At 29.2% G+C, this 14,487-nt stretch carries 4 protein-coding genes; all 4 read right to left on the reverse strand.

Annotation, left to right across the window (positions count from 1 at the left end):
- Positions 1-103: 103 nt before the first annotated feature.
- The 4 genes from BN1711_RS02900 to BN1711_RS02915 all read right to left on the reverse strand — a co-directional run bounded on the left by BN1711_RS02900 (position 104) and on the right by BN1711_RS02915 (position 14,341).
- Entirely contained in the window at positions 104-3,130 is a 3,027-nt protein-coding gene (locus BN1711_RS02900; protein ID WP_050606687.1) for an Ig-like domain-containing protein, read from the reverse strand.
- A 287-nt stretch (positions 3,131-3,417) separates the two neighbouring features.
- Complete coding sequence (locus BN1711_RS02905) at positions 3,418-8,025, reverse strand: Ig-like domain-containing protein (protein ID WP_050606688.1); 4,608 nt, start codon at positions 8,023-8,025, stop codon at positions 3,418-3,420.
- Positions 8,026-8,299: 274 nt separating this feature from the next.
- Positions 8,300-11,695, reverse strand: coding sequence for an Ig-like domain-containing protein (locus BN1711_RS02910; RefSeq protein WP_050606689.1), 3,396 nt, complete (start codon positions 11,693-11,695; stop codon positions 8,300-8,302).
- 102 nt (positions 11,696-11,797) lie between these two features.
- The gene (locus BN1711_RS02915; protein WP_050606690.1) at positions 11,798-14,341 is read right to left on the reverse strand and encodes a DUF11 domain-containing protein; all 2,544 of its coding nucleotides are present in this window, start codon (positions 14,339-14,341) and stop codon (positions 11,798-11,800) included.
- Positions 14,342-14,487: the final 146 nt, after the last annotated feature.

Here is a 14,487-nt window from a genome sequence, read left to right on the forward strand (position 1 = left end):
TTAATGAAAAAACATAAGAGATTACGTATCTTGTTTTATAAGTATAAATTTTTATATAACAAAGCAAAGTGGTAAAAGAATTAATTTTAGCTTTAATATTTTATTAATTAAGACAGAATTTGCAATTTAAGAAATCGTAAGGTTTTTTTACTATAATAGTTATAGAAGAGATAGTTGAACCAAGATTTTTATCAGTAGATAATATAGAAAAACTATCCTCACCTATAAAATCTACTATAGGAGTATATGACCAAGAGTTGTCTGGATTAATTTTAAGATAACCATTAGTAGGATAAGAATGAATACTAGAATTCACAGGAGATTTATCTAAATTATCTGCATAAATTTTCTTTTTAATAGGAGTATTTTTATAGGTTATATATATAGAATTTTTAGTACAAAGTGGATTTAATTGTATGGCGGTAGCAATTTTAGAAATTACATTATTAATATTTGTATTAACACTATAAGAAAGGTTAGTACCAAGTATTGAAAAATTGTATTTTACCGTAGCTGAATTAGGAAAATTACCACCATCTGGTTCAGTAGTTGCAACCGTTGAAAATTTAACTATAATGGTTTGCTTTGAATTAATATTACCTAAAGGTACACCTTTTGTAAGACAGTCATCTGCAAGGGGAGGGTCTGGAGGATTTCCATTAATAGTTATGCTATTAGGTATATATTGCAAACCAGTAGGTAATAAATCAGTTAATACAGCAGAAGCAACATTTTGTGAAGTTGGATTTATAATTTTTATAGTGTATTCAATATTAGAATTTTTATCTATAACTATAATGGATTGATTTGAATTAATAGTGGCAGTTAATAAAATAGGGGCAAATGAGTCTATTGTATTAGTTGTTATAGTACCAGGTAATACTCCAACGGGACTATTTAAGACATAACTTGCAGTGGCTAAATTTGGATAATTAAGTCCTGTAGAAGGTATTGAATTTACATTAGCTGTGAATTTTACAGTAATAGAATTCTTGGGTAATATATTGCCTAAAGTTATACTTGTATTAAGATTAAAATTTGAAGGATTCCCATTGATTGTTAAACTATTTGGTATATATATTAACCCAGATGGCAAGATATCAGTTAATTTAACAGCTGAGATGGTAATTTTATGGGGATTAGAAATAGTTATTATATAGTCAATATTATCTTTTTGAGGAGTTACTACGGTATTAGTCTTATTAGATTGAATTGATATAGTAGGTTTTACAATATAGTCATTATTAATTATAGTAAGTTTATTACTATAATCTTGAGCAGTTTCGTAAGCTGGTGGAACACCATCTCCTCCAGGAAGATTCATGTTATAGACTAATTCTGCTTGAATAGTATATTCATAAGTATCAGCAGCATTTGAAGTTACATTAGCAGTAAATTGAATTTTAAGTGGAGTATTAGGAACTAAAGTTGGAAGATCAATACCTTTTTCAATTGAATTTGTAATAGGTGAATTATTAAGGGTTAATGAATCTTCATTATATGATAAGCCCAAAGGAAGTTTATTCCCCACAATTTGTAAATTAGGATTAATAGCATTGTACTTAGCTGGATTATTAATTAAAACGGTGTATTCAATAGTATTACCTACATTTACAATGTCTTTATTACAAGTTAAGTTAATTGTTGGTTCAGGTATATAATTTGTAGTATCTAGATATACAATGTTACTCATAAAATTGCCATCAACTTTACCAGTAGGAGTAGAAAAATTATAAGTTAAACTAGCAAAAGTTTTATAACGATTACTTTTAGGTATACCTATTGCAGTGGTGTCAAAGGTAACAATTACTTTCTCACCTACATCTACTGCTCCCAAGGATATACCTGTTATTATTGAACCAGAATTAGAAGTACCATTAATAATTACACTTCCTGGCGTAAATGACATTTCAGGCGAAATATTAGCTTTTAAAATAACATTTTCTGCAGGTAGAGTTCCGGTATTTACAATATATACTTTATAAGATACTATAGCCCCGGTGCTAGCAACATATGATCCGCAACTTAAGGCTGAAGTTAAAAAGTTAGGGGAGTTTACATCTATCTGAAATGCAACTGCATTTGGAACATATATGTTGGATGAAGTTTGATAACGTATTAAAGCCACGGTTTCAGAGTTTTTTAGAATATTTGATGCATCTACATTAGTAATATCATATCCTTGACGACCAGCAATTATATTTTCTCCAGTATTATTAGTAGCATTAATAATTTGATTTCTATTACCAAAAGTACCATTAGTATCAGTTTCGCCTAAATCGTTGTTGATTTGAGATGCAAAAAAGTTATTTGCTGCGTTTTTAGGCCCAGATAAAGGTGTTAAAGTTTTATTTGGATTAGAACCAAAGAGAACCTGATCTCCACCTATTGTAGCATCTCCACCTATTGCAGATAAGGCTATTCTAACATTTGTATCTCCACTTGAAGGAGTTTCAAATTGTCCTACAATTTGATTATCAATATAATCATTATTTATTAATACTAATCCACCTGCTAAATTTATATATCTAGAGGGCATGGTTGGATTTTTATATATTACAGCTAATGTCCAGCCACAACAATTATCAGAATTATTTGATGCATTTACCGTACCTAATACATCACCAACTGTATAAGTTCCACTTAATCCTTGTTGAACTAAACTTGTAACATTTCCTTGGCAACTATAAATACCTACGTTACTAGTTTTATTAACTTGTTGGAATTTATCGAATATAAAAGTGTATGTTATTGGAGGGGAAGTTGGAATAGTAAATTTAATTGGATCCTTTGTCTTGTGAATATAATTTACACCATCAACTTGATAAGTACCACCCCAAAATAATTCAGCATATACAACTTCACTATTACTCGGTAAATTTAATACTGCGGATGAAGAATTTAAGTTCATATTTAAAGTAGTGCCGTAAATAGTTGGATAGGTAGGAACATTAAATGAATTATTAGTTGACATAAAAGCTCCTATAGCATTGGCTGTACCAGCATCTTGACTATTATTAGCCTTACTTAATCCTAATGAATTTCCTATAAAAGTGATGCCTCCGTTAATTACTGTAGAATAAATTTCGGGTATCATGTTAATTAAAGGTGAATAATTATCCTTTTTCATTATCATATAACTCCTTTCTACTTATGTTATAGATACTAATTAATATAATATGATAACTTTTGTGTTATGTTTCATAAATATAGATTTAAGCTATTAAGTGTAGATTAGTTTTATAAAAATAAATTTAATTTAAAATTTATATTTTTTATAAAGTAAATTAAAGCATATATATTTCATATAATTCAACTTTTGATATCTTAAAAAGAACTGCTAAATATGTAAAATGGTAAATTTATGAACTAAATAAGGCTAATGGTGTAAAATCCAAAGCCTTATTTAGTTTTAAATTAACATAGATTATATTTAAAATCACTACTGCTTTTTATAATTACCGTAATAGTTGAAGTAATAGAACCTAATTTTTTATTTGATAATAATAAAGAAAATGTATCTTTACCTATAAAGTCTATTTTAGGTGTGTATATTAAAGTGCCATTTTCTGAAATAGATGCATATCCGTTTAAAGGATAAGTGTTTAAACTGTAAGTTATAGGACTGCTAGTAAGATTAAGCATATCTATATTTTCAATAAGTGGATTATTTTTAGAGGTTATATAAGTAATGTGTTTAAAAATAAGTGGATTAATAATAGTAGAATTAATAAAAATTATATTATTATTACTATTAAGAATATTAGTAAGCTCACCTCCTGGACTTTGGAAGTTATACTTTATAGTAGCTAGACTTAAATATTGAATTCCATCAGGGGGAAGAGAATTTACACTACATTGAAAAATTACTGTTGAAGTTTTATTAGGAGATATATTAGCTAAGGAAATATCATTTTTAATAGACTCTGATGAATTGCTACCATTAATATTTAAACTGTTAGGTATAAAAGCTAAACCATTAGAAATCTTGAATGTTACAATAGGATTTTCAATAATTGTACTATTGTTGTTTTCCACCAACAATGTAAATTTAACATAATCTCCTATACTCACAGAACGTTTACTAGAATTTAAGATTATATTAGGTTTTATAATAATTGCATTACTGTGTATAGTATTGTTAGCAGAAATTTTATTAGATAGGGTTCCTGCAATACTATTAAAGTCATAATCAAGATTAACATTATTTATATATTCAATACCTAAAGAAGGTGTACTAACAACAGTTGCTTTAAATTCAACAGTAACGGGGTTAGTTAAATCAATATTAGGCAAGGTTACACCAGTTTCTAAGGAATTTGTAGATTCAGTACCATTGACAGTTAAAGAATTTGCTTTATAAGTTAATCCTGATGGTAAAGTATCAGTCAAAACTGGATTTTCAATAATAGTGGAAGTATCATTTGAGATAGTAATTGAGTATATTACGATGTCGTTGATATTTACAATATTAGGATTAGCAGAAATATTGATATTAGGAGTAATGACAATGCTATCAGAGTAAATATTGTTAGTAGCAGAAACAGAGCTAGATAAATCAGTATTATCTGGGGATTTAAAAGTGTAAGAAAGTGTAGCAGAATTACTATATTTATTACCAGTAGTAGGATTGGAATTAACATTAGCAGTAAATTTAATAGTAGAAGTAGTATTAGGAGCTATAGTGTTTAAATTAATAGCAGTTATGGGATCTTTAGAATCAGTACCATCAATAGTTAAAGAATCATTTACATAAGAAAAGCCGTCAGGCAGAGTATCATTTAAAGTAACAGAGTCAATAGATTCAGTAAGACTAGTATTTTTAACAGAGATAGTGTACTGAACAGTATTGCCAATAGCAACTACATGCTCAATGGCATTACTAGATTTATCAGAGATGGAAATAGTAGGAGTAATAACAACGCTATTAGAGTAAATGCTGTTAGTAGAGGAAACAGAGCTAGATAAATCAGTATTATCTGGAGACTTAAAAGTGTAAGAAAGTGTAGCGGAATTAATATATTTATCACCAGTAGTAGGATTGGAATTAACATTGGCAGTAAATTTAATAGTAGAAGTAGTATTAGGAGCTATAGTGTTTAAATTAATAGCAGTTATGGGATCCGTAGAATCAGTACCATCAATAGTTAAAGAATCATTAACATAAGATAATTCGGGAGGTAAAGTATCGCTTAAAATAACAGAGTTAATAGATTCAGTTAAACTAGTATTTTTAACAGAGATAGTGTACTGAACAGTATTGCCAACAGCAACTACATGATCAATGGTATTACTAGATTTATCAGAGATAGAAATAGTAGGAGTAATAACAATGCTATTAGAGTAAATATTGTTAGTAGAGGAAACAGAGCTAGATAAATCAGTATTATCTGGAGACTTAAAAGTATAAGAAAGTGTAGCGGAATTAGTATATTTGTCACCAGTAGTAGGATTGGAATTAACATTGGCAGTAAATTTAATAGTAGAAGTAGTATTAGGAGCTATAGTATTTAAATTAATATTAGTTATGGGATCCGTAGAATCAGTACCATCAATAGTTAAAGAATCATTTACATAAGAAAAGCCGTCAGGCAGAGTATCATTTAAAGTAACAGAGTCAATAGATTCAGTAAGACTAGTATTTTTAACAGAGATAGTGTACTGAACAGTATTGCCAACGGCAACTACATGCTCAATGGCATTACTAGATTTATCGGAGATAGAAATAGTAGGAGTAATAACAACGCTATTAGAGTAAATATTGTTAATAGCAGAAACAGAGCTAGATAAATCAGTATTATCTGGAGACTTAAAGGTGTAAGAAAGTGTAGCGGAATTAGTATATTTGTCACCAGTAGTAGGATCGGAATTAACATTAGCAGTAAATTTAATAGTAGAAGTAGTATTAGGAGCTATAGTGTTTAAATTAATATTAGTTATGGGATCCGTAGAATCAATATCATCAATAGTTAAAGAATTAGCAACATAAGAAAGGCCGTCAGGCAGAGTATCATTTAAAGTAACGGAGTCAATAGATTCTGTTAAACTGGTATTTTTAACAGAGATAGTGTACTGAACAGTATTGCCAACAGCAACTACATGCTCAATGGCATTACTAGATTTATCAGAGATAGAAATAGTAGGAGTAATAACAACGCTATTAGAGTAAATATTGTTAATAGCAGAAACAGAGCTAGATAAATCAGTATTATCTGGAGACTTAAAAGTGTAAGAAAGTGTAGCGGAATTAGTATATTTATCACCAGTAGTAGGTGCTGAATTAACATTAGCAGTAAATTTAATAGTAGAAGTAGTATTAGGAGCTATAGTGTTTAAATTAATATTAGTTATGGGATCCGTAGAATCAGTATCATCAATAGTTAAAGAATCATTAACATAAGATAATTCGGGAGGTAAAGTATCGCTTAAAATAACAGAGTTAATAGATTCAGTAAGACTAGTATTTTTAACAGAGATAGTGTACTGAACAGTATTACCAACGGCAACTACATGCTCAATGGCATTACTAGATTTATCAGAGATAGAAATAGTAGGAATTATGGATATATTACTAGAATATATAACATCAGTAGTTGTATCGCTTCTATTTATAGTATCTATAGTACCTGAAGTAATTGTGTTATTGGGAACATCAAAGCTATAATCTATTTTGACAGAGTTAATGTATTTAGAATTACTATGGGCAGGACCATTTACGGTAGCTTTAAATTTTACAGGAATAGTTTGACCGATATTAATAGGTCCTAATGATACACCAGCTGTAGGATCTCCAGCAGTAGATGTATCGTTAACAATTAAAGTATTTGAATTATAGGAAAATCCACTAGGCAATGTATCAGTCAAAGTTACATTTTTAGCATCTACGTCTCCTGAATTTTTTACATAAATTGTGTATTCTACAATATCTCCTATACTTACAATATTTTTATTAGCAGTTATATTTAAATTACTAAATAGAGGAGTGGCTATATCTATTTGTGTAGCTATACCATTAACAAAATACTCACGAGCACTAGCCTTAAATTGTAACACTGCAGAAGTTTGATTATTACTCAATTTATTGCTTGCATCTACATTAGTTATATCTTGACTTTGACGTCCACCAGGGACATTAGTTGTATTTATAATGTCTTGATTTCTATCTCCAAAGGTACCAAAGGAATCTAGTTCTCCTAGGTCATTATTAATCTGTGACCCAAAAAAATTATCCACCATATTTCGTGGACCAGATAAAGGAGTTAAGTCAGAAATAGTTGATCCAAATAAAACCTGGTCGCCGGTATCAACTGCAGAACCACGTAAAGCAGATAATAATATTCTACCTTTAGCGGATCTAGATAATGGTGTTTTAAAATTAGATAAATTTAAGTCAAAAGTAGAATTGGGTGCTATAGGTTGAATATTACTGTATAGTGATATATATCTAGAGGGAAGAGATTGATTTTCATAACAAACAGCTAGTGTCCATCCACAACTATTATAAGAATTATTATCTTGTTGATTGGTTCCAATAGCTCCGCTTAGTACATAAATTCCAGACATGGATCTACTTACGTATTCTGTTACATTTGACCAATTTGTATAAAATGTACAACTGCCATCATCTGAAACTTCCAGTCTCCTTCCGTCCAGCTTAGATTTATCTATAGTTATTGACTGAGGGGGCGTTGTTGGTATAATAAATTGAATTGTAGCATTTAATGTTTCAGAAATATGATCTTCATGTTGTACTTGGCAAGTACCACCCCAAATTAGTTCTGCATGTAAGATAGTACTACCTTCTGGAATAGTTAATTTAGCGGAGGAAGAATTTGAAGTATAAGATAATGTGGTACCATTTGGATAAGTGGGAACAATATCGCTTGTATTGGTAGTTATATAGGCACCTATTGAACTAGCAGTACCAATATCTTGGCTATTAAGTGCTTTACTTAATCCTAAAGAATTTCCAGTGAAAGTAATAGCCCCATTTACGTTTTGAGAAAATACAGTAGTTATAGGCATAAAATACTCCCTTCTTAATTTTATAAAATTCTTATCATTAGTATAATATGAATTTAATTATAGTAAGTTTATAAATATATTAGAAATTTTAATATTATAAATATGTTAATTTAAAATAATAGTGGATATAAATCTTAGATTATAAAAATAAAAAGTATAGATTAAGATCAATAGATAATTAATCTATACTTTTTAAGAAAGTGTTTTATTATATTGAATTTGATAGTTTATGAGAGAAAAATTCAGAAGTATAATCATGAGTTGAATTTTTTAGTTAGTTTTTTAATGCACAAAAGTTATTTTTAACGTTATTATTATCTTTTACAATAACAATAATGGTGGAAACAACAGAATCTAGATCTTTATTTGATAATAGTAATGAAAACGTATCTTCACCTATAAAATCTATTTTAGGTGTATATACTAAAGTGCCATTTTCTGAAATAGATGCATATCCGTTTGCAGGATAAGTATTTAAATTATAAGTTATAGGAGTATTAGTAAGGTTAAGTCCACCTATATTTTGAATAAGTGGATTATTTTTGGAAATTGTATAAATAAGCGTAGGTGAAATAAGCGGATTAACTACAAAAGATTTAATAAAAAGTGAATTAATATTACTATCAAGAACATTAGTAAGCTGACCTCTTGGACTTTGGAAACTATATTTTATAGTAGCTAAGTTTAAATACCTAATACCATCAGGAGGAGTAGAATTTACCCTACATTGAAAAATTACTGTTGAAGTTTTATTAGGAGATATATTAGCTAAGGAAATATCATTTTCGATAGACTCTGATGAATTGCTACCATTAATATTTAAACTGTTGGGTATAAAAGTTAAACCATTAGAAACTTTGAATGTTACAATAGGATTTTCAATAGTTATACTATTGATATTTTCTACTAACAATGTAAATTTAACATAATCTCCTATACTCACAGAACGTTTACTAGAACTTAAAATTATATTAGGTTTTATAATAATTGCATTACTGTGTATAGTATTATTAGCAGAAATTTTATTAGATAGGGTTCCTGCAATACTATTAAAGTCATAATCAAGATTAACATTATTTATATATTCAACACCTACAAAAGGCGTACTAACAACAGTTGCTTTAAATTCAACAGTAACGGGGTTAGTTAAATCAATATTAGGCAAGGTTACACCAGTTTCCAAGGAATTTGTAGATTCAGTACCATTGACAGTTAAAGAATTTTCTTTATAAGTTAATCCTGATGGCAAAGTATCGGTCAAAACTGGATTTTCAATAATAGTGGAAGTATCATTTGATACATTAATTGAGTATGTTACTATGTCATTGATATTTACAATATTAGGATTAGCAGAAATACTAATATTAGGAGTAATTATAATAGAGTCAGAGTATACAGTACTATTAGCTGATACTGTATTACTTAAGGCAGTATTATCAGGAGTTAAGAATTCATAATTAACTACAGTATTAGTAACATATTGGGAACCACTAGATGGAGTGCCAGTAACATTAGCAGTAAATTTTATAGTAGCAGTACTATTAGAATTAATAGTACCTATATCTATAGAAGATATATTATCAGTAGAAGGACGATCATTAACGTATAAAGTATCAGGTTTATAAGTAAGACCTTCAGGAAGAGTATTTTCTAAAATAACATTTTGTACAAAATCAGATGCACTAGGGTTAGTAACTGTAATAGTATAATTAATGGTATCTTCAATTCCTGCCACATTTGGAATGGTATTACTAGATTTAGCGGTTTCTTTAACAGTAGGGATAATTACAATTGAATCGGAATATATACTGTTACTAGTTGACATATCATTACTTAAAGTAGCATTATCGTCAGTTATGAATTCATAGTCAATGTCAGCAGTATTAACATATTTAGAGTCACTAGGAGGAGCTCCAGTAACTTTAGCGGTAAAATTAATATTAATAACAGTTTCCTTAGGAACAATATCTACATTTATAGAAGATAAATCATTGGATGAAGGTTTACCGTTAACAATTAAGGAATTGGCTTTATAGGTTAAGCCTGTGGGAAGAGTATCTTTTACAACAGTATTAATCATTTCAGTAAGTGGCTGGTAATTAAAGATAGTAATAGTATAATCAATAGTATCCCCAGTACCGGCTACTTCTGAAATAGGATTGCTAGATACAGCTCTTTTTGACAAAATTGGTATTACAGCAATGGATTTATTATAGATAACATTAGGAGTAATTGCAAAATTTTTAACTACATCACCACCAGGATTTTTAAATGCATAATTAAGATTTGCTCGATTTATATAGGTATACCCACCTCCTGTAACAGGAGCATTTACAGTAGCAGAAAATGTTAGAGTAGTAGTTTGATTATGAGAAAGCTCCCTTAAAGGAACAACTGTTGTGACATCTGTGGAAGTTTGCCCACCATCAATTACTAGAGAATTAGGAACAAACGAAAATTCAGGAGGTAATATATCTTTTAAAGTTATATACTGAGCCAAAATATTGCCAGTGTTTGTAACTTTTATAGTAAAATTAACAGTATCACCTACAGTTACATATTTTTTATCTGTAGTAATAACTGATGTATCAAATATGGGCGAGTCTATATCTATTTGGGTTCCAAGGGTGCTGATACAATAAGTGTCATTAGTAGTATTAAATCTTATAGTAGCAGAAGTTTGATTATTAGTAAGAGCAGATGATCCATCAACATTTGTAATATCAATTCCTTGACGACCTGCTACTATATTAACTCCAGTATGAATATTTTGATTTCTATCTCCAAAAGTACCAGTAGTATCTGTATTTCCAGTATCGTTATTAATCTGAGAACCAAAAAAGTTATTTGTCAAATTTTCAGGGCCATATAGGGGAGTTAAATTTGATGTATCAGGTCCAAATAAAACTTGATCTCCGTTAATTGTAGCATCCCCATTTAAAGCAGAAAGTAAAAGTCTACCTTTAGGAGTACTATATACTGGGGTAGTAAAGTTTGTTGTAGTAATATCAACAGGTGTTCCTACACCAACGTAATCTATGCCTACATATAAGGAAAAGTTTCTTGCAGGTAAAAATCGGTTATTATATAGTACAGCTAGTATCCAACCACAACAATTAAGATTATTTTCATCTATAGCAGTGGTACCAACTACATTAGAGACTTTAAATGTTCCTGGATGTTGTACATATCTAGTTACATCAGCCCAATTAGTATAGAATGTATAAGGTTGACTAGAGCTAGGGGATGAAGGATATAGTTGCTTACCATCTGGGGAGATGGCTTGTGTTTCATAGGTAATGGAATCAGCAGTAGATGGACTTGTAGGAAATTCGAAATTTATTGGATTTCCTACAAGAGATTGATTATCCTGTGAACCTGACATTCCATATCTAACAATAGAACTCCCCCCCCAAATTAAATAGGCAGAGTGTATAGTAGAACCGTCAGGTATGTTTAATACTGCCTTAGAAGAATTGGTACTTATAGAGGAAGTAGTGCCTTCTGGATAATTAGTAACCTGAGAATTTGAATCAACAATTGTATATGCACCTATAGAATTAGCAGTTCCAGCATTAGAAGTATTATCTTCTTTGCTCAATCCTAAAGTATTTCCTGTAAACGTCATGCCGCCAGTAAGATTGGTTTGATATGCAAGATATAATGACATAGTGATCTCCTTTCTGATATTTATAAAATAATTATACTGATTTAATATCATAATATGAGTAAATTTATAATGGGTTTAAAAAATAAAAGTATAATGAATAATTTAATTATTATCGTTGCAACAATCTAATTCATCCAAAGAATTAGGAAAATCTTTTATCACTATAGTTACAGTTGAAATACTAAAATTACTATATTCGTCTTTTACCAATATATTAAAGATATCCATGCCTATAAAGTTAACTTTAGGAGTATATATCCAGAAACCTTCTTCGTTTATGTCTGCATATCCATTTTCAGGAGATTTATATAATGCATATTTCAATTTAGCATCATTTAAATTAAAGAAATCTATTTTCCCTGTAAGTGAATTGTTTTTATAAATAGTTTTCTTATAATTAAAAGTTATAGGTTTTATATTGAGATAAGAGGAATTATCAATATATACGTTATTTGTAGTTATGATACTATTATTTAATAAAGTGTTACTAGGTGATGAAAATTCATAACTTATACTTGCAGAGTTTTTATAACTAAAACCTACAGTTTTGGCTATATAATTAACTATAACAGTATCATTAGGTGATATATTTCCTAAATTAATACCAGTTTCGATATTTTCAGAGGTAGGTTTATGGTTAACAGTTAAGGAATCATGTTCCATTAATAGGCCATTTGGTATTGAATCTTTAAATATAACATTTTTGATTATTTTATTACTAGGATTATGGATAGTAATAGTGTAGTTAATGGTATCACCTACATTAGCAATATTGTGGTCTGGATTACTGGATACAGCATCTTTAATTAAAATAGGAAAAATGCTAACATTTGAATGGGTTATAATATTTGTAGCTGTAATGTTATTAGAAAGAGGACCATCCAGTGTATTAAATTTATAGCTTAAAGTTGCAGAATCAATATATTCTGAATTTACATTACTAGATTTAGAATTAAAAGTAGCTTTAAATTTAACTATAATAGTTTGCCAAGAATTAATAGTACCAAGAGAAATTATAGTTTCAGGAGTAGAATTTATTAATATATTATTTATAGTTAAAGAATTAGGCAGATAGGAAAGTTCAGGAGGTAGGATATTTGTTAAAATTGCATCTTCAATAGGAATAGTTTCAGTATTACTAATTTTTATTGTATATTCTACTATATCATCTACAGAAATTATGGTAGGATTGGCCGTAATATTTATGTTAGGTTCTACAATTATAGATGATGAATATAATTTACTCATGTTACTTTTAGAAGTAGCAGATACAATATTAGGTGCATTTCCAACTTTATAATTTATGGTAGCAAGATTTACATAGTTAAAATTATTACTGGGATCTGAATTTACCTTAGCCTTAAATTTTACTAAAATTGTTTTAGATGAAGCCAAATTACCTAAGTTGACGCCTGTTACAGGAGAATCATTAGAGGGATTTCCATCAATGATTAAGGAATTAGGAACAAAAGATAATTCAGAAGTCAATGTATCTGTTAAGAATAATTCATTTAAAGTGGCAGTAGTATTATTTGATATGGAAATAGTGTATTCTACAATATCTTCTACAGAAGCAAATGTTTGTGAGACAGTTTTTTTTATGTTATTAAGCTCAGGAATGTCTATATCGATTTGTAATCCTAACATATTCAATAAATAATTATTATTAGTAGTTATGAATTTTAAAATACTTGAATTTTGAGAATTTGAGAGTCCAGATGATACATCTACATTAGTAATATCCCATCCTTGACGTCCACCTACCATATTAGTTCCTGTTAATATATCTTGATTTAAATCTCCGAAACTACCAGATGTATCTATATTTCCATTATCATCGTTAATTTGAGATCCAAAAAAATGATTAGGTAAGTTTCTAGGACCAGATAAATAAATTAAATTATAATCGTTAGGGCCAAATAAAACCTTATTATCACCTAATGTGGCAGATGCATGCATAGCACTGAATAATGCTCTCCCTTTTGGAGAAACCAACTTGGGGGTTTTTGAAAATGAAGATGTTATACTAAAAGGGGTAGAAGAAGTAACTTCTTCCAATCCGCTATAAATAGATATAGATCTAGCAGGAAGGGTTGGATTAGTATATACAACAGCTAGTGTCCACCCACCACAATTATTAGAATTATCAGTGGCTTCACTTGTTACAGGAAATTCAGCTACTGAATATTTAGCACTCATGCTTTTTTTTATTTCATTTGTAACTACTGAATAGCAACTATAGAATACTACATCTTTAGTTTTATCTGTAAAATAAGTTTTATCTTGAAAAATATATTCTGTAGGGTAAGGTGGGTCTACGGCTTTTAATCTTACATTATTTGAAACTGGAGGTATTCGATTTTCACCTGGAACTTTGCAACATCCTCCCCAAGATAGTATTGCAAATGCCACATCACATCCTTTAGGAATGCTTAATGTAGCTGTAGAAGAATCGAATGAATAATTTAATGTTGTATAAGGTGGATAAGTTGCAACTTGGAGATAATCAAGATGACTCATAAGTGCACCTATAGAATTGGCAGTACCTGCATCTTGAGAATTGTCTTTTTTACTTAATCCAATTGCATTTCCAGTAAAAGTAATGCCACCATTAATATTTTGAGAAAAAATTAAATCAGTAGCCATGCAATACTCCTTTCAAATATTATTTATATGCTTATAAGGCTTTGATTTAATATATTTTATGATATAAGAATGATAAGGTGTTAGATAAAGCGTAATTAAAGATAGATACTAAATTAGCCCTTTTATATTATTTATAATATAAAAGA

The organism is Clostridium niameyense (assembly GCF_001243045.1).
GTDB classification, from domain to species: domain Bacteria; phylum Bacillota; class Clostridia; order Clostridiales; family Clostridiaceae; genus Clostridium_F; species Clostridium_F niameyense.

Excerpts from the sequence above, each read along its gene's own strand:
- BN1711_RS02900 (WP_050606687.1), bottom strand. The coding sequence starts at position 3,130 with ATGAAAAAGGATAATTATTCACCTTTAATTAACATGATACCCGAAATT.
- BN1711_RS02905 (WP_050606688.1), bottom strand. The coding sequence starts at position 8,025 with ATGCCTATAACTACTGTATTTTCTCAAAACGTAAATGGGGCTATTACT.
- BN1711_RS02910 (WP_050606689.1), bottom strand. The coding sequence starts at position 11,695 with ATGTCATTATATCTTGCATATCAAACCAATCTTACTGGCGGCATGACG.
- BN1711_RS02915 (WP_050606690.1), bottom strand. The coding sequence starts at position 14,341 with ATGGCTACTGATTTAATTTTTTCTCAAAATATTAATGGTGGCATTACT.